Origin of the sequence: Pseudodonghicola xiamenensis DSM 18339 (assembly GCF_000429365.1) — a bacterium.
GTDB lineage: Bacteria > Pseudomonadota > Alphaproteobacteria > Rhodobacterales > Rhodobacteraceae > Pseudodonghicola > Pseudodonghicola xiamenensis.
This window is the reverse complement of the sequence record NZ_AUBS01000005.1, coordinates 127,287-144,554: the sequence shown is the minus strand read 5'-3', so window position 1 is coordinate 144,554 and position 17,268 is coordinate 127,287. Positions and strand designations below refer to the sequence as shown.

Here is a 17,268-nt window from a genome sequence, read left to right as displayed (position 1 = left end):
TGGCAAGGTTGCGGTTTTTCCGGGGTGTGCCAGCGCCCCCGGCCCATTAGGTAGCCGCTCAGGGAGGACATTGTCCTGCAACGGAGTGTCCGATGGAACGTCGCACCGAAAACACCAAGGTCTCCGCCGAGGCCGCACTGCACATCCTGGAAGAAGCCTGGGCGTATTACACGCCGCTGCCGCTGCCGGCTGAGGCCGAGCATGTGGCCGATCAGGAAGAACTCTTCCACTACCACAACGCGGCCTGATCTGGCTGTGGCGGTTACGACCGGATAGGCAGGGGATATGATCGTTCTCCTGCCCCTTCTGGTTCTCGCCTTGGTCGCCTATTTCACCTGGCGGCATTTCACGTCTTCACTGACCCGAGACTGCCGGTGGCGCCTGGACCGCGCCAGCGGCGTCTGGCGTTGTTCGGCCTGTGGCGCCGAATTGCCCTGCGAGGGAAGCGCGCCACCCCGAATCTGCGCCAACCGAAGCCAGTGAATTTTGATCATATATCCATTTAAGATTTTGATCATATTGAACTTTTTGCGGCTTCAGAGGTGGTTTGGCCGGGTGATGCGGGGAAATTTGCCCTCGGTCGGCTAAAAAAGTGGGTCGGATGCAAATTACCTCTTGATCGACTCGTCATTCGCGACGATATGCGCGCTCAAGACGCCAACGCACGCGCCTCTGGCGAGAGGGGTAAGTCCCCTGCGGTTACGTAGCGACGGTAACGTCTCCCGTGGAAGTGAGCGGTCTGCGCCGGGAAACCGGAATGGCCGGGTCTGATGGAGATGACCAATGAACGCATACGTAACCGGGTTTCCGGTGGCGCAAGACGTGCGCCCGCAATCCCGCATCGAGAACTTTATTCGCTCGACCCAGTTCGATCGTCCGACCTTGGTTCTGGACGTCGATCGCGTCGCCGATCAATATCACGCGCTGAAGGCCGGTCTGGGCCGCGCGCGCATCCACTATGCCGTCAAGGCCAACCCGGCGCGCGAGATCATCGAGCGTCTGGTGAACCTCGGCTCGGGCTTTGATGCCGCTTCGCGTGCCGAGATCGAGCTGTGCCTGTCCTTGGGTGCGCATCCGGATCACATCTCGTTCGGCAATACCGTGAAGAAGCCGCGCGATATCGAATTCGCCTGGCACGCTGGGATCACCCTCTTCGCCGCCGATGCCGAGGAAGAGCTTGAGAAAATTGCCGAATTCGCCCCCGAATCGCGAGTCTACATCCGTCTGATCGTCGATGCCTCGGAAGCCGACTGGCCGCTGAGCCGCAAGTTCGGCTGTGCCCGCGACAAGGCGATCGCGCTGATGGATTATGCGGTCGAATTGGGGCTGAGCCCGGTCGGCATGTCGTTCCACGTCGGCAGCCAGACCCGCCGTGCCGAGATGTGGACCACCACGCTGGATCAGGTTGCCGCCGTCTGGCACGCCGCCCGCGAGGCCGGCCATGCGCTGGAGCTGCTGAACATCGGCGGCGGTTTCCCGGCCTATTACGGTGAGGAAATCGAAGGTCCGACCGCCTATTCCGCGCGGGTGATGGAGCTGATCGGGGAACGTTTCGGCGATGTGGCCGAGGTCATGGCGGAGCCAGGGCGCGGTCTGGTGGCCGAGGCTGGCATGATCGCCGCGGAGGTGCTGCTGGTGTCGCGTAAGTCCGACAGCGATCTGCATCGTTGGGTCTATCTGGACATCGGCAAGTTCTCCGGGCTGGCCGAGACCATGGATGAGGCAATCCGCTATCAATTCGTGACCGAGCGCGATCACGAACCGATGGGGGCCTGCATCCTGGCCGGGCCGTCGTGCGATAGCGCCGATGTGCTTTATGAGAAGCGCCCGGTCGAGCTGCCGCTGGGGCTGAAGGCGGGCGACCGTTTTCTGATCCGCAACTGTGGCGCCTATACCTCGACCTACGCTAGCATCGGTTTCAATGGCTTCCCGCCACTGGACGTGATCGCGATTTAAGCGACGCGCCCAGAGACAGAACAGAGCCAGAGACAGAACGGCGCCCGGTCCTCCTTCGGCCGGGCGTTGGTCGTTGCGGCTGGGGGCTCTGCCCCCCACGGCCTGTGGCCTCCCCCCGGGATATTTTCGGCCAGAAAAAGAAGGGCAGGGGAAAAGATGGGAAAGCGTGCTTGCGATTTCGGGCGGGGCGCGGTTTGCTGAGCCAGGTCCCTGTCGAGGTCATGATGACATTGCCACCCCCAGATGCCGATGCCCGCCGCGCGATCGCGCCGGTGATCTGTTATCCCGCCGATGGGTTGCCCCGGCCTGATCTGGCGCTTTATGCCCGGGCACGGGCCGGGGCGCGTAAAGTGGAGGAAGTGGTCGCGCCGCCGCGTGAGGCTGTCTGTTTCGAGGTGGCGGCAGGGCAGGTTGTGCGGATTTCCTGCATCGAGGGGGCGCAGGTTGGTGATCTGAACCTATGGAATGCGCGGGATCTGCGCGAGCGCTTTTATTCCGGTAAAACGCGGGCGCTGCATGGCAGCCATGTAAGCGTCGGCGACCGGCTGTGGAGCAGCTTTCCGTCGCTGCGGCCGATGGCGACGATCCTTGAGGATACGCTGGGCTGGTATGGGATCGACGAGCATGGCGGCGCGGTTCATGATGTGATCGGCACCCGCTGCGATCCTTATACGCATAATCTTCTGTCGGGCGGTCAGTATCACCATTGCTGCCATTCCAACCTGATCCGCGCCCTGGCGGATCACACAGGCATGAGCCTGCAGGAGGCGGAACCGCATGTCCATGACGTGCTGAATGTCTTCATGTGTACGGGCTTCACCCGCGACACCGGGCAGTATTTCATGAAGGCGAGCCCGGTGCGGCCGGGGGATTATCTTGAGCTCTTTGCCGAGATCGACCTGCTGGGTGCACTCAGCGCCTGTCCGGGTGGGGATTGTTCGTCAGAGCATTCCAGTGACACTGCCGCCTGCCATCCGCTGCGGATCGAGGTTTTCGCGCCTGACGAGGGCGCGCTGGAGGGATGGGCGCCGCCGGCCGTGAACGGCTATGATCGCGGGCATGGACGGTAGCGATCAGCCCGGAAAGGCGGCGTGGAGCGCGATATCCACCATGTCGGAGAAGCTGCGCTCGCGATGCTGCGCATGCAGCGCTTCGCCCGTGCCGAGATGGTCGGAGACCGTCAGTACCGCCAGCGCGCGGCGACCGTAGCGGGCGGCCAGCGTGTAGAGCTCGGCTGCTTCCATCTCGACCCCGAGGATACCGTGGCGGACCATCTGTTCATTCAGATCGGGGCGTTCGTCATAGAAGGTATCCGACGAATAGATGCCGCCAACATGGGTGGGAACGCCCTTGGCCGCCGCCGCATCGGCTGCAGCGCGCAGCAGTGACCAATCGGCACAGGGGGCGAAGTTCACCTCGCGGAAGATCGCCGAAGAAGGGGAGCCGAGGGTAGTGGCGGTCATTGCCAGGATCACGTCGCGCAGGCCCACCTGAGGCTGCATTGCCCCGCAGGAGCCGATGCGGATCAGCGTCTGGGCGCCAAAATCCCGGATCAGTTCGTTCACATAGATCGACAGCGACGGCATCCCCATACCGCTGCCGTGGATCGTGACGCAATGGCCGCGCCACAGCCCGGTAAACCCGAGCATGCCGCGCACCGCGTTGATCTGCCGGACATCGGACAGGAAATGTTCCGCCGCCCATTTCGCGCGATAGGGATCCCCGGGTAATAAGACCGTTTCGGCAATATCGCCCGGTTCTGCGCCAATATGGATGGTCATGTCCGACAGGGTCCGTTCAGATTTCCAGATCCGTTATATCGGCCCCGGCGGTCAGTGCCTCATGCACCCAGCGGGGTTTGCGACCGCGACCCGACCAAGTTTCTTCCGGGTTGTTCGGGTTGCGATATTTCGGCGGCGTTTTCGGTTGTTTCGAGACCGGTCGCATTTTGCTGTCAGTGGCGAGTTCCGACAACGAGAAGCCGAATTCGGCTGCGGCTTGTTCGGCCGCCTTCAAGGCTTCGCGGCGTTCACGAACCTCAGCATCCTTGAGCGCCTTTTCCACGCCCGCTTGAAGCTCAATTAATTCTTTGCGGGACAAGATAGAAAGGTCGATCGCCATTTGAATCTCCATATACCAAAATGTGTGCCGGTGCATAGCGCCGGCACAATGTTGGCACAATAGCGATCAGGCTGACGCTAATCAGCGTCAAAGTGAATTGTGTCTATTCCGCTGCGATTTGTTGGGGGTCAACGAGCGCCACAATGTCGCTCATAATTACGTTGAGCTCAAAATCCTTGGGCGTATAGACCTTTGCGACGCCCATGGTTTTCAATTTCTGAGCATCGCTTTCCGGAATGATGCCGCCGACGATCACCGGAATGTGATCCAGTTCTGCCTTTTTGAGCCGCTCCATCACCTCTTCGACCAGTGGAATATGGCTGCCGGAAAGAATCGACAGGCCGATTACATGCGGGTTTTCGGCCAGGGCTGCGGAAATGATCTCCTCCGGCGTCAGGCGGATACCTTCATAACTGATGTCCATGCCGCAATCGCGGGCGCGGAACGCGATCTGTTCGGCGCCGTTGGAATGGCCATCGAGCCCGGGCTTGCCGACCAGGAATTTCATTCGCCGGCCCAGCCTGTCGCTGACCATGTCGACGGCGGCACGCAGATCCTCCAGCCCTTCTGTCTTGTTCGAAACCGCCCGCGACACCCCGGTGGGACCGCGGTAAGTGCCGTGAACTGCACGCATTTGTTCGGCCCATTCGCCGGTGGTGGCGCCAGCCTTGGCGGCGGCGATCGAGGCGGGCATGATATTGACACCGGTCGCGGCAGCTTCGCGAAGGGCGGTCAGGGCCTTTTGAACGGCTGCTTCATCGCGCGCGGTGCGCCAGTCGTTCAGGCGGGCGATTTGTTCCTTTTCCACCGCCGGGTCGACCACCATGATGCCGCCATCTTCGGTTTGCAGCGGCGATGCCTCGCCCTCGGTCCATTTGTTGACGCCGACAACGATGGTTTCGTTGCGTTCGATCCGGTTCAGCCGGTCGGCATTGGAATCGACCAGGCGGGCTTTCATATATTCAATTGCCGAAATGGCTCCGCCCATGGAATCGAGGTTGGCCAATTCGGCGCGGGCCCCTTCTTTCAGCTCTTCGACCTTGGCGTCGACCGCCGGATTACCGTCGAACAGGTCACCATATTCCAGCAAATCGGTTTCATAGGCCAGGATCTGTTGCATCCGCATCGACCATTGCTGATCCCAGGGGCGGGGCAGGCCCAGGGCCTCGTTCCAGGCGGGAAGCTGCACGGCCCGGGCCCGGGCCTTTTTCGACAGCGTCACTGCCAGCATTTCGATCAGGATGCGATAGACGTTGTTTTCCGGCTGCTGTTCGGTCAGGCCGAGAGAGTTGACTTGGACCCCATAGCGGAAGCGGCGGAATTTCGGATTCTCGACGCCATAGCGGTCGCGGCAGATTTCGTCCCAGAGATCGACAAAGGCACGCATCTTGCACATTTCGGTGACGAAGCGGATGCCGGCGTTCACGAAGAAGGAAATGCGGCTGACCATGGCCGGGAAATCCTCGGCCGGGACCCGTGGGCGCAATTCGTCCAGAACCGCGATTGCGGTGGAAAGGGCGAAGGCCAGTTCCTGCTCGGGCGTCGCGCCGGCTTCTTGCAAGTGATAGGAACACACGTTCATCGGGTTCCATTTCGGGACGTTGCGATAGCAGTATTCGGCAACGTCCGCGATCATTTTCAGCGACGGCTTGGGCGGGCAGACATAGGTGCCGCGGCTGAGGTATTCCTTGATCAGATCGTTTTGCACGGTGCCTTGAAGCTTGGAAATATCCGCGCCCTGTTCCTCGGCCACGGCGATGTAGAGCGCCAGCAGCCAGGGCGCGGTGGCGTTGATCGTCATCGAGGTGTTCATCTGCTCCAGCGGGATCTGATCGAACAGCATCCGCATGTCGCCCAGGTGGCAGACCGGCACGCCGACCTTGCCGACTTCGCCATGCGCCAGTTTGTGGTCGCTGTCATAGCCGGTCTGGGTGGGCAGATCGAAGGCTACTGACAGCCCGGTCTGACCCTTGGCCAGGTTGCCACGGTAAAGCGTATTCGAGGCCTGGGCCGTGGAATGGCCGGCATAGGTGCGGATCAGCCAGGGGCGGTCTTTCTGCGTCTGCGTCATCGGGAGCCTCTTGAATCGTGGTCGCAACAATCTTTCACTTTTTTGTTCTAGATCGTAATTTTTGGCCTCTGTCAATTCGCCGCAACGCGGCATCGAGCGAAGATGCCGCCTCGGGGTGCCCTGTCTGAGGTGAGCCCGGGGCCAATCTGGGCCAGTCCGAGGCCAGCTTGCCCGCTTCGGGGCGGCTTGCCAAAGGGAATCCTTTGTCGGCAGGGCCCGGTATGAGACGCTGTAGGGGGGAGGGGACGAGATGAAGACGCTGAGCGTGCAAAACCTGGAGAGAAACTGTGCACTTCGCGGGCGCAGCGCTGGCGCTTGGAGATATGCTGCATCCGCAAGGTCATAAAGTTTCAAAATTACAACTTGATGTATTGCAATGTTGCGCGGCCATGTTTATCCCACCTGCAGGGCCGCGATTCTGCATCGCGGCGGAAAGGCTAACTGAGGAGGCCGGCATGGCTCTGGACACCAACGGTGGAATCGCGCCGTATGAGGCGCCCGAAAAAGACCTGTACGAGATGGGCGAAATGCCCCCGCTCGGCTATGTGCCGAAGCAGATGTACGCCTGGGCCATTCGCAAGGAACGGCATGGTGAACCCGATACCGCGATGCAGCTCGAGGTGGTGGATACGCCGAAGCTCGACAGTCACGAGGTGCTGGTTCTGGTGATGGCTGCCGGGGTCAACTACAATGGCGTCTGGGCCGCTCTGGGCAAGCCGATCAGCCCCTTCGATGGGCACAAGCAATCTTATCATATCGCCGGTTCCGATGCGGCGGGCATCGTCTGGGCCGTCGGCTCGGCGGTCAAGCGCTGGAAGGTCGGTGACGAAGTCGTCATTCACTGCAACCAGGACGATGGCGACGACGAGGAATGCAACGGCGGCGACCCGATGTTCTCCTCCTCCCAGCGGATCTGGGGATACGAGACGCCTGATGGGTCCTTTGCGCAGTTCACCCGGGTGCAGGCACAGCAGTTGATGCCGCGCCCGCGGCACCTGACCTGGGAAGAAAGCGCCTGTTACACGCTGACGCTCGCCACCGCCTATCGCATGCTGTTCGGCCACCATCCGCACGAGCTGAAGCCGGGTCAGAACGTTCTGGTCTGGGGGGCTTCGGGCGGTCTGGGGTCCTTCGCGATCCAGCTGATCAACACCGCCGGTGCCAACGCTATCGGCGTGATCTCGGATGAGGACAAGCGCGAATTCGTCATGGGGCTGGGCGCCAAGGGCGTGATCAACCGCAAGGACTTCAGCTGCTGGGGCCGTCTGCCCACCGTCAACACGCCGGAATATAATGACTGGCTGAAAGAGGCGCGCCGGTTCGGCAAGGCGATCTGGGAGATCACCGGCAAGGGCGTCAGCCCAGACATCGTCTTCGAACACCCCGGCGAGGCGACCTTCCCGGTCAGTTCGCTCGTCTGCAAGAAGGGTGGCATGGTGGTGATCTGTGCCGGCACCTCCGGCTTCAACTGCACTTTTGACGTGCGCTACATGTGGATGCACCAGAAGCGTCTGCAGGGCTCGCACTTCGCGCATCTGAAGCAGGCGGCGGCGGCCAACCGGTTGATGATCGAACGCCGGATCGACCCCTGCATGTCCGAAGTCTTCACCTGGGCGGAACTGCCCCAGGCGCATATGAAGATGCTGCGGAACGAACATAAGCCCGGCAATATGTCGGTGCTGGTGCAGTCGCCGAAAACCGGTTTGCGCACCTTTGAAGAGGTGCTGGAGGCCGGCCGCGCCTGAGCTGAACCAGCATGGTCAGAAGCAATGAAAGCCGCGGGGGCGCTCTGACCCCGCGGCTTATTCGTCATGCCCGGAATGATCTTTTGATTTATTATTACTTTAAGTTGTGCTAGCCTGATATTCCTTCTTCCTTAAGGTGAATTATGGCTGGCCCTGATTGGATTCTTGCAGTGCTGGAGGACCTGCGATCCTGTGCAAAGACCAACGGGATGAGGGGGCTTGCCGCGCAGCTCGAACGTGCAAGCGAGATCGCGATAGAGGAGCTGGCGCAATCGGAGAGCCCGCGGTCCGCCGCCACGTCGGAGCCTGTAAATTCGCGAAACCACGCGTGATCTGCCGGCCTGGTCCGGGGTGCTTGTCTCTGGCGCCGGGACATGGGGCAGGGTAGGGTCGCGCCATGACCAAACCGCCCATCACATTTTCCGAAGATCAGGCCGCGGCCTTCGATCACGTGGCCGAGATGCTGCGCCAATCCGGCGTGAATATGGAAGATGGGCTGCTGGTTCCCCCGCGTGAGGCCGGCAGCGGTGTGATGGCCGTGATCGGCAAGGCGGGATCGGGAAAGACCCTTTTGTTGTCAGAGCTTTACAAGACCCTGCAGCAGTCTGGCGTGGATATCGTTTCGGGCGATTTCGAAAGTCGCAAGCGACGGGAGGAGCGCCGCACGCTGGCAATTCTGGCGCCGACCAACAAGGCGGCGAGCGTGCTGCGGTTTCGCGGAGTGCCTGCGACGACGATCCACCGGATCCTCTATACCCCGGTCTACGATCCCGAATACGAGCGTATCGCCGAATGGCTGGCCGGGAACGACGAACGCCCCGAGATCGAAGGGTTGACCGATCAGGCGTTGGACCGGGCCTTTGCCTTCTATCAGACCAACAAATCGATTCCGGGTGCGCTGGCTGCGGCGGGATTGCGTGGATCGGATTTCATTACCGGCTGGAAACGGCGCGAGGACCCGCTCGATATCGGTTTCGTGGATGAGGCCTCGATGCTCGACGATCGGCAGTTTCAGGACCTGAAGGAGATTTTCCCGAATCTGCTGTTGTTCGGCGATCCCGCGCAGTTGGCGCCGGTGAACCAATCGGGGGCGATGGTCTTCGATGGCCTGCCGGAGGATCGCAAGCTGATCCTCCACCGCATTCACCGGCAGGAAGCGGATAACCCGATCCTCGACCTGGCTCATGCCCTGGCCGATCCGCAGCTTGGCTTCGAGGAATTCGAACGCATGATCGAAGAGACCGCGCGCCGCGACGAGCGTGTGGTCTGGGGGCAGCGGGTCGAGGTCGATCTGATGGCGCGCAGCCCGGTGCTGGTCTGGCGCAATGCCACCCGGATCCGGCTGATCACCGCCTTTCGCCATGTCTATGGCGCGCCCGAGGATGATCTGCTGGAAGGGGAGCCGCTGATCTGCGATGGGATCGAACTGCCGATGAAGCACCGCAAGAAGCGTCTGGACCTCGAGGCGCGCGGGCTGATCAAGGGGGCGCAGGTGATCTATCTGGGGCCGGGGCGCAAGCCGGGGTTTTCGCGCCTGCATGTGATCGGCGCCGAGGATCCCCAGGTCTCGGCCGCCTCGATCATCAAGATCGAGAAACCGGACGAGGAAGAGCCCTTCATTCCCTTTGCCGCCCGCATGGGCGCGGCCTTTCTGCATGGGGCAGCGGTGACCATCCACAAGGCGCAGGGCAGCCAGTGGGATACGGTGCAGGTCTTTGCCCCTGATCTTTACGCTGCTGCCCGCATGGGCCGGGTCGAGGCCGGCCAGCCCTTGTGGAAGCGGCTGGCCTATGTTGCCATCACCCGGGCACAGGAGCGGTTGATCTGGGTGGTGCGCAATCGGCTGTCGAAACCCACGCATCCGCTGACAGTTGACGATTTGCGTGCGGCCCCTGCCGCGACCCTGACTCTGGAGGCGGAGGAGAGCCTGCTGTGAAAACCATTCTGATCACCGGCGCGAGTTCGGGCATCGGCCGCGCCACCGCGGAACTGTTCCTGGCCGAGGGCTGGCAGGTGGGCCTGCTGGCGCGCCGCGCCGATCTGTTGCAGAAGATGGCGGAAGGGCAGCCCAATGCGGTGCCGCTGGTCGCCGACGTGACCGATCCGTCGGCGGTGGAGCGGGCCTTTGCCGATTTCATCACCCAGGTCGGTCGGCTGGATGTGCTGTTCAACAACGCCGGCATCTTCACCCCGCCGGCCACGATTGACGAAATGCCGCTCGACGATTGGTATCGTTCGGTCAACGTCAATCTGAATGGCATGTTCCTGGCGGCGCGGGCCGCCTTCGCCGCAATGCGACGCCAGAGCCCGCAGGGCGGGCGGATCATCAACAACGGCTCGATTGCCGCCCATGTGCCACGGCCGGGGTCGATGCCCTATGCGGCGACCAAGCACGCGATCACGGGCTTGACCAAATGCCTGTCGCTGGATGGGCGGCCCTTCGATATCGCCTGCGGCCAGATCGACATCGGCAATGCCCGCACGCCGCTGGTCGAGGATATGGCCGAGAAGCTGAAGGCCGTCGATCCGGGTCAGCCCGAGCTTGAGACCATGGCGGTCGAGGATGCGGCGCGGTCGGTCCTGCACATGGCGGAGTTGCCCCTGCAGGCGAACGTTCAGTTCATGACAGTGATGGCGACCAAGATGCCCTATATCGGCCGCGGCTGAGGCCTGGCCGTTCATCGCCCCGGTCGGGGCTTTTCGCGTGGCTCAGCGGTTGCGCAGCAGCGAGAAACCCGCCGAGGCACCCCAGCCCGCGACGATGGCGATCGTCAGCGACAGTAGGCCATAGAGCACCGCGTGCTGGCGCGATAGCACATAGAGCCAACGTTCCAGCCCGACCTTGCGGACATTGATCACGGTTTCATATTGCGACACTACGGCGCCGCCACGGGTCAGGAAGATGCGGGTGGAATAGTCGCCCTCGGTCAGGTCGGCGGGCATGTCGATGGCGGTCCGGAACAGCGTCTGCTGGTCGAAGGCAACCGTTCCCTCCAGTTCCTGATAGAGGCCGTGATCGTCTCGGATGCGGATCAGTGCATCGGTGAACCGGGCTGAATCGCGGATATTGTCGGGCGCTCCGACCGAGCGAATGGCGCGTTCGATGCTTATCTTGTGGCGCAGATCCTCGGTCTGCGATAGCACTTGCCGCAGCGGTCCGGTGGTCGCGACCGCATAAAAGCTGGGGGCTGCATCGACCATCACCGCATCGGTGTTGATCCACATGCCGTAACGATGCGCCTTGCGTCGGACCAGCACCGGATCCGACGGGCCGGCGACGGTGATCACGATTTCAAGCGGTTCATCCTTGATCGGGGTTTCGCGTTTGATCGCGCCGAAGATCAGGATTTCCGATCCGTTGAAACTGGTGGTGATGGCGACCTTGTCGGTCGACAGGCCTAGTACTACCTCTTCGGTGCGACCGGGCAGTGCGCTCAGGCAAAGCAGGAACAGGGCCAGCAGCAGCCGCATCACATCGCTCCGACCTTGGAGAGGTTGTAAAGTTCTCCCGGTTCGATCAGCAGATCCAGTGCCAGTTTGGCGCAGACGGCCAATACCATCGCGGCCAGCAGGACGCGCAGTTGTTCGGCCTTCAGCTTCAACCCGATCTGGGCGCCGATCTGCGCCCCGATCACCCCGCCCAGGATCAGATAGACCGCCAGCACGATATCGACGGTCTGGTTGGTGACCGCGTGCAGCATGGTGGTGAAGGCGGTGACAAAGATGATCTGGAACAGAGAGGTTCCGACCACCACCTTGGTCGGCATGCCCAGCAGATAGATCATCGCCGGGACCATGATGAACCCGCCGCCGACCCCCATGATCGCCGATAGGATCCCCACGGCGAAGCCGACCAGCAGCGGCGGGATGACGGACATATATTGGCCCGAGGCGCGAAACCGCATCTTGAAGGGCAAGGCATGGATCAACGTGCGGGGCCGTCGCCGCGCCGGTTTCGACGGCCCTTGCCGATGCGCTTTGCGCAGCGCATTCAGGCTTTCGATGAACATCAGCCCGCCGATGATACCCAGAAAGACGACATAGCACAGGCTGACCAGAAGATCGACCTGGCCCAGGCTTTTCAGGTAGTTGAAGATCCAGACCCCCAGCGCCGAACCGCTCAGCCCCCCGACCAGCAGCACGGTGCCCATACTGAGATCGACCGTTCGTTTCCGGAAATGCGCCAGAACCGCCGAGAAGGATGAAGCGACGATCTGATTGGCGCCTGTGGCCACGGCGACCGAGGGGGGGACGCCGATGAAGAACAAAAGCGGTGTGATCAGAAAGCCGCCGCCGACGCCGAACATGCCCGAAAGGATCCCGACAAGCCCACCCAACCCAAGAAGAAGCAGGGCGTTGACTGAGACTTCGGCGACCGGCAGGTAGGTTTGCATAGGGCTAGTTAGGCTCCGTTGGAGAATGCGTCAATTCACAATTCCCGATTGGTTCGGGGCGGTTGCGCGCGGTGGATCAGCGCTCTTTCACATAGGGTTCGCCGCCGGCGCGGGGTGGGATTGCCTTGCCGACGAAACCGGCAAGGATCACCACGGTCAGGACGTAGGGCAGGGCGTCTATCGCCTGCACCGGGATCACCAGCCCCCAGATATCTATCTTCTGATACCACAATGCGACAGCCTGCAGGTAGCCGAACAACAGGCAGGCCCACATCGCCTGCCAGGGGCGCCATTTGGCGAAGATCAGCGCGGCCAGCGCGATATAGCCGCGGCCGGCGGTCATGTCTTTGACAAATCCGGCCTGCAGTGCAGTGGCCAGATAGGCCCCGGCCACACCGCAGAGAATCCCGCAGATCATCACTGCCGCGAAGCGCAGCCCGACAACCGAAACGCCAGCCGTATCGACGGCGGCCGGGTTCTCTCCCACCGCGCGCAGGCGCAGACCGAAGCGGGTGCGGTAGAGGACCCACCAGCTTGCCGGGACGGCAAGAAAGGCCAGATAGGCCAGCGCCGAATGGCCGGACAGCAGGTCGGAATAGATCGGCCCGATCACCGGCACCGGGGCAAGGGTCTGGGCCAGTGGCAGGTCGATCGGAGCGAAGCGGCCGCCGCCGATCAGTGACGGGGTGCGACCGCCCTGTTGGAACCAATGCTGAGCGATCAACAGGCTCAGCCCGGCGGCGAGGAAATTGATCGCCACCCCGGAAATAAGCTGGTTACCCCGGAAGGTGATCGCCGCCACTCCGTGGATCGCGGCGAGTACCATCGAGGCGGCGATCCCGGCCAGCAAGCCCAGCCAGGCCGATCCGGTGACCGCGGCCACCGCCGCCGAGAAGAAGGCCGCCATCAGCATCTTGCCCTCGAGCCCGATGTCATAGACGCCGGCGCGTTCGGAAAAGAGCCCGGCCAGACAGGCTAGCAGCAGCGGCGTAGACAGGCGGATGGCGCTGTCGAGCACCGGGATTGCAATGAAATCCATCATGCGCGCATTCTCCCGAGGGTCACGAACAGCTTTTCAATCGGCATCCGCACCATGTTGTCGAGTGCACCGGTAAACAGGATCACCAGCGCCTGGATCACCACGATCAGCTCGCTCGGGATCTGGGTCATGAGGGCGAGCTCGGCCCCGCCCTGATAGAGAAAGCCGAAGAGGATGGCGGCAAGGAAGACGCCAAGGGGATGGCTGCGCCCCATCAGGGCCACCGCGATGCCGATGAAACCGGCCTCTTCTGTCGCGTTCAGTACCAGTCGTTCCGCCTCGCCCATCACGTTGTTGATTGCCATCATGCCCGCCAACCCGCCCGAGATCAGCATGGTGATCATGGTGATCCGGACGGGAGAGATGCCGGCATAGAGCGCACCGGTTTCGGAATGGCCATAGGCACGGATTTCGTATCCCAGCCGGCTGCGCCAGATCAGCAGCCAGATCAGCAAGCAGGCGGCCACCGCCACCAGCAGGCTGACATTGGCCGGTCCTGCCTTGGAAAAGGGGACGCCGATCGGCGCCAGAAGCTCGTGCAGGGTGGGCAGATGGACGCTGTCGGGAAACCGCGCGGTCGCGGTATCCCTTGCCCCCTTGGGGCGCATGATATCGACCACAAGATAGTTCAGCACCGACGCCGCGATGAAATTGAACATGATGGTGGTGATCACGATATGGCTGCCGCGCCTGGCCTGCAGCCAGGCCGGGATGGCGGCCCAGGCGGCGCCGAAAAGGGCCGCCAGCGTGCCGGCGCCGATCAGTGCCAGGCTCCAATGCGGCCAGGGGATATAGAGACAGGCGACTGCCACGCCCAAACCGCCCAGCATCGCCTGACCTTCGCCACCGATGTTGAACAGTCGCGCATGGAAGGCCACCGCCACCGCCAACCCGGTGAACATGAAGTTGGTGGCGTAATAGAGCGTATAGCCCCAACCAAGGGTCGACCCCAGCGCGCCGGAGACCATGATCTTGACCGCTGCCACCGGATCTTCGCCGATGCCGAGGATCACCAGCGCCGAAATCGCCGTGGCCAGGATCAGGCTGATCAGCGGGATCAGTACCACATCGGCCCATTTGGGCATCTTGTCCATCACGAGGCCTCGGTAACTGTGTGAGTGCAACGCTTAAGGAGCGCCCGCCCGCGGACAGGCGTACACCGACCGGCGGCCTGGTCAATGAGTGGTCCAATCAGCATCACGCCGCCTCCCCCGACACGCCGGCCATCAGCAGGCCCAGTTCCTGTTCGTCGGTCTGGTCGGGCAGGCGTTCGCCCATGATGCGGCCGTCGAACATCACCGCGATACGGTCCGAAAGCGACAGGATTTCATCCAGCTCGACACTGACCAGCAGGATCGCGGCGCCCTGATCGCGCAGCGCCACGATCTGCTTGTGAATGAATTCGATCGCACCGATATCGACGCCGCGGGTCGGCTGCCCCACCAGCAGCAGGTCGGGATTGCGCTCGATCTCGCGCGCGACCACGATCTTCTGCTGGTTGCCGCCCGAGAAGTTCCTGGCCGCCAGCGCCGGAGCCGGAGGGCGGACATCGAATTTCTTCATCTTCGCCTCGGTGTCGCGGATCAGTGCGGCGTTGTCCATCAGCAGCCCACGCTGATAGGCCGGATCGTGGTGATAGCCGAAGGCGACGTTTTCCCAGGCGTGGAACTCCATGATCAGCCCTTCGCGTTGGCGATCCTCGGGCACATGGGCGATGCCGGCCGCACGCCGCGCCTGGCCGTCTGCGCCGCGACCGTCCAGCGCCAGCGCCGTGCCGTTCAGCAGCACGGTGCCGGCCCCGGAGCGCATGCCACCCAGAACCTCCAGCAGCTCCGATTGCCCGTTGCCGGCCACCCCGGCGATGCCGAGGATTTCACCGGCCCGCACCGTCAGGTCGATGCCCTTGACCCGCTCCACCCCCTGGTGATCGCGCACGTGCAGGCCCCGTACCTCCAGCACTGTCCGGCCAGGGTGGGCAGGGGCCTTGTCAATCTGCAGCAAGACCTTGCGGCCCACCATCAGCTCGGCCAGTTCGTCGGGGGAGGTCTCCGAGGTTTTCACTGTCGCCGTCATCTCGCCGCGGCGCATCACGCTGACGGTATCGGTGGTCTCCATGATCTCGCGCAGTTTGTGGGTGATCAGGATGATCGTCTTTCCTTCCGCCCGCAGGTTATCGAGAATGCGAAACAGGTGGTCGGCCTCGGCCGGTGTCAGAACGCCGGTGGGCTCGTCCAGGATCAGGATATCGGCCCGGCGATAGAGCGCCTTGAGGATTTCGACCCGCTGCTGCATGCCGACGCCGATCTGGTCGATGCGGGCGTCGGGATCGACGTTCAGCTCGTATTCCCGGGCCAGATCGGCCAGGATCCTGCGTGCCTTGGCCAGAGAGGGGCGCAACAGGCGCCCGTCCTCGGCCCCCAGCACGACGTTTTCCAGGACAGTGAAATTTTCCACCAGTTTGAAGTGCTGGAACACCATGCCGATGCCAGCGGCGATGGCCGCCTGGCTGTCGTGAATCTCGGTCTTGCGACCGTTGATGAAGATGTCGCCCTTATCGGCTTTGTAAAAGCCGTAGAGGATGCTCATCAGCGTCGATTTCCCGGCGCCGTTCTCGCCGATGATGCCGTGGATCGTCCCCGGTCTCACCTGGATCGAGATATCCTTGTTGGCCTGTACCGGGCCGAAGGCCTTGGAAATCCCGCGCAGTTCTATGGCTGGAGGAGATATGCCGGTCATGCGACCCCCGCTGTCAACTGGGGCCATGCGCACCAAGAGGCGGCACGGCCCTCAGGTCGTGTCTGGTGGCGTCAGATCAGAAGTCGAGAACCGGGCAGTTGTCGTTGTCGTAATAGCTGGCGACCTTGATCTCTCCGCTGATGATCTTCGCGCGCGCCTCGTCCACCGCCGCCTTCATTTCGGGGGTGATCAGATCGGCGTTGTATTCGTCCAGCGCATATCCGACGCCATCTTCGGCAAGCCCCAGGATGAAAACGCCGGTTTCCACAGTGTCACCGGCTTTCATGGCATCATAGACCGCCACATCCACGCGTTTGAGCATCGAGGTCAGGACCTGGCCCGGGTGCAGGTAGTTCTGGTTGCTGTCGACGCCGATCGACAGGATATTTTCATCGGCTGCGGTTTGCAGCACCCCGACGCCGGTGCCACCGGCAGCGGCATAGATTACATCTGCGCCCTGGCTGATCTGTGCCTTGGCCAGTTCCGACCCCTTCACCGGATCGTTCCAGGCGGAGGCGGTGGTGCCGGTCATATTGGCGATGATCTTTGCATCCGGATTGGCGGCCTTGGCCCCCTGGGCATAGCCGCAGCCGAACTGCCGGATCAGGGGGACGTCCATGCCGCCGATAAAGCCGACGGTGCCGGATTTCGATGCCATTTCGGCCAGCAGTCCGACCAGATAGGACCCTTCGTGTTCTGCAAATCCGATCTGGCGGATATTGTCGCCTTCGATCCAGGTGACATCGACGACGACGAATTTCGTGTTGGGGTAATCGGGGGCCACCGAGGTCAGGGGATCGGCCATGGCAAAGCCCATGGTGATGATCGGATTGGCTCCGGCCTCGGCGAAACGGCGCAGTGCCTGTTCGCGCTGGGCCTCGGATTTCAGTTCGATTTCGCGGAATTGGCCGCCGGTTTCCTTGGCCCAGCGTTCGGCGCCATTGAAGGCGGCCTCGTTGAAGGATTTGTCGAATTTGCCGCCGAGATCGTAGATCAGCGCCGGCTCTGCAATGGCGGCGCCGGCCATCAGGGCGGAGGTGGCGGCGGTGCTCAGAAAGGATTTGAGGAAAGTCATAAGAAAGGCTCCCGGTTCGTTTTCTTTCGTGGGGCGATGGGGCACAGCCGCAGGCCCGGTCCGGCATCCTGGCCGGCCAAGAACGATTAAGGCCGGAGCCCCGGCAGGGGGTCAACAGGTTTTTGACCGGC

15 protein-coding genes are annotated in these 17,268 nt (G+C 62.4%); 6 read left to right on the top strand and 9 right to left on the bottom strand.

What is annotated here, in order from left to right; all coding sequences use genetic code 11:
- The first annotated feature begins 92 nt into the window (after positions 1–92).
- From G455_RS26675 to G455_RS0108210, 3 genes are all read left to right on the top strand, one after another.
- Positions 93–248, top strand: coding sequence for a hypothetical protein (locus G455_RS26675; RefSeq protein WP_169726936.1), 156 nt, complete (start codon positions 93–95; stop codon positions 246–248).
- A gap of 535 nt (positions 249–783) precedes the next feature.
- The gene (locus G455_RS0108215; RefSeq protein WP_028093259.1) at positions 784–1,956 is read left to right on the top strand and encodes a type III PLP-dependent enzyme; all 1,173 of its coding nucleotides are present in this window, start codon (positions 784–786) and stop codon (positions 1,954–1,956) included.
- A gap of 224 nt (positions 1,957–2,180) precedes the next feature.
- Positions 2,181–3,026, top strand: coding sequence for an urea carboxylase-associated family protein (locus G455_RS0108210; RefSeq protein ID WP_028093258.1), 846 nt, complete (start codon positions 2,181–2,183; stop codon positions 3,024–3,026).
- Positions 3,027–3,029: 3 nt separating this feature from the next.
- On the opposite strand, the gene deoD is transcribed toward G455_RS0108210, so the two are convergent.
- From deoD to G455_RS0108195, 3 genes are all read right to left on the bottom strand, one after another.
- Positions 3,030–3,737: a purine-nucleoside phosphorylase gene (gene deoD / locus G455_RS0108205; RefSeq protein ID WP_028093257.1), complete on the bottom strand. Its 708-nt coding sequence runs from the start codon at positions 3,735–3,737 to the stop codon at positions 3,030–3,032.
- A 16-nt stretch (positions 3,738–3,753) separates the two neighbouring features.
- Positions 3,754–4,077: an H-NS histone family protein gene (locus G455_RS0108200; RefSeq protein ID WP_028093256.1), complete on the bottom strand. Its 324-nt coding sequence runs from the start codon at positions 4,075–4,077 to the stop codon at positions 3,754–3,756.
- 103 nt (positions 4,078–4,180) lie between these two features.
- Positions 4,181–6,241: a protein meaA gene (locus G455_RS0108195; protein WP_084437026.1), complete on the bottom strand. Its 2,061-nt coding sequence runs from the start codon at positions 6,239–6,241 to the stop codon at positions 4,181–4,183.
- Between the two features lie 362 nt (positions 6,242–6,603).
- On the opposite strand from G455_RS0108195, the gene ccrA reads away from it, so the two are divergent.
- The 3 genes from ccrA (at position 6,604) to G455_RS0108175 (ending at position 10,560) form a co-directional block, all read left to right on the top strand.
- Entirely contained in the window at positions 6,604–7,893 is a 1,290-nt protein-coding gene (ccrA, locus tag G455_RS0108190; RefSeq protein WP_028093254.1) for a crotonyl-CoA carboxylase/reductase, read from the top strand.
- Between the two features lie 397 nt (positions 7,894–8,290).
- The gene (locus G455_RS0108180) at positions 8,291–9,829 is read left to right on the top strand and encodes an ATP-dependent DNA helicase (RefSeq protein WP_028093253.1); all 1,539 of its coding nucleotides are present in this window, start codon (positions 8,291–8,293) and stop codon (positions 9,827–9,829) included.
- A complete protein-coding gene (locus tag G455_RS0108175; protein ID WP_028093252.1) occupies positions 9,826–10,560 on the top strand; it encodes an SDR family oxidoreductase in 735 nt (244 codons plus the stop codon). Before G455_RS0108180 ends, G455_RS0108175 begins: the two co-directional genes overlap by 4 nt.
- A gap of 42 nt (positions 10,561–10,602) precedes the next feature.
- Here G455_RS0108175 and G455_RS0108170 read toward each other — a convergent pair whose 3' ends face one another.
- The 6 genes from G455_RS0108170 to G455_RS0108145 form a co-directional block, all read right to left on the bottom strand.
- Entirely contained in the window at positions 10,603–11,364 is a 762-nt protein-coding gene (locus tag G455_RS0108170) for a TIGR02186 family protein (protein ID WP_028093251.1), read from the bottom strand.
- Positions 11,364–12,287, bottom strand: coding sequence for a sulfite exporter TauE/SafE family protein (locus G455_RS0108165; RefSeq protein ID WP_028093250.1), 924 nt, complete (start codon positions 12,285–12,287; stop codon positions 11,364–11,366). Before G455_RS0108165 ends, G455_RS0108170 begins: the two co-directional genes overlap by 1 nt.
- Before the next feature lie 76 nt (positions 12,288–12,363).
- Positions 12,364–13,326: an ABC transporter permease gene (locus G455_RS0108160; protein ID WP_028093249.1), complete on the bottom strand. Its 963-nt coding sequence runs from the start codon at positions 13,324–13,326 to the stop codon at positions 12,364–12,366.
- Positions 13,326–14,420 (bottom strand): ABC transporter permease, encoded by a 1,095-nt coding sequence (locus tag G455_RS0108155; protein ID WP_028093248.1) that lies wholly within the window; start codon positions 14,418–14,420, stop codon positions 13,326–13,328. The genes G455_RS0108160 and G455_RS0108155 overlap by 1 nt, the downstream gene beginning before the upstream one ends.
- A gap of 103 nt (positions 14,421–14,523) precedes the next feature.
- The gene (locus G455_RS0108150) at positions 14,524–16,053 is read right to left on the bottom strand and encodes an ABC transporter ATP-binding protein (protein WP_028093247.1); all 1,530 of its coding nucleotides are present in this window, start codon (positions 16,051–16,053) and stop codon (positions 14,524–14,526) included.
- 85 nt (positions 16,054–16,138) lie between these two features.
- Positions 16,139–17,137: a BMP family lipoprotein gene (locus G455_RS0108145; RefSeq protein WP_028093246.1), complete on the bottom strand. Its 999-nt coding sequence runs from the start codon at positions 17,135–17,137 to the stop codon at positions 16,139–16,141.
- Between the last annotated feature and the right edge of the window lie 131 nt (positions 17,138–17,268).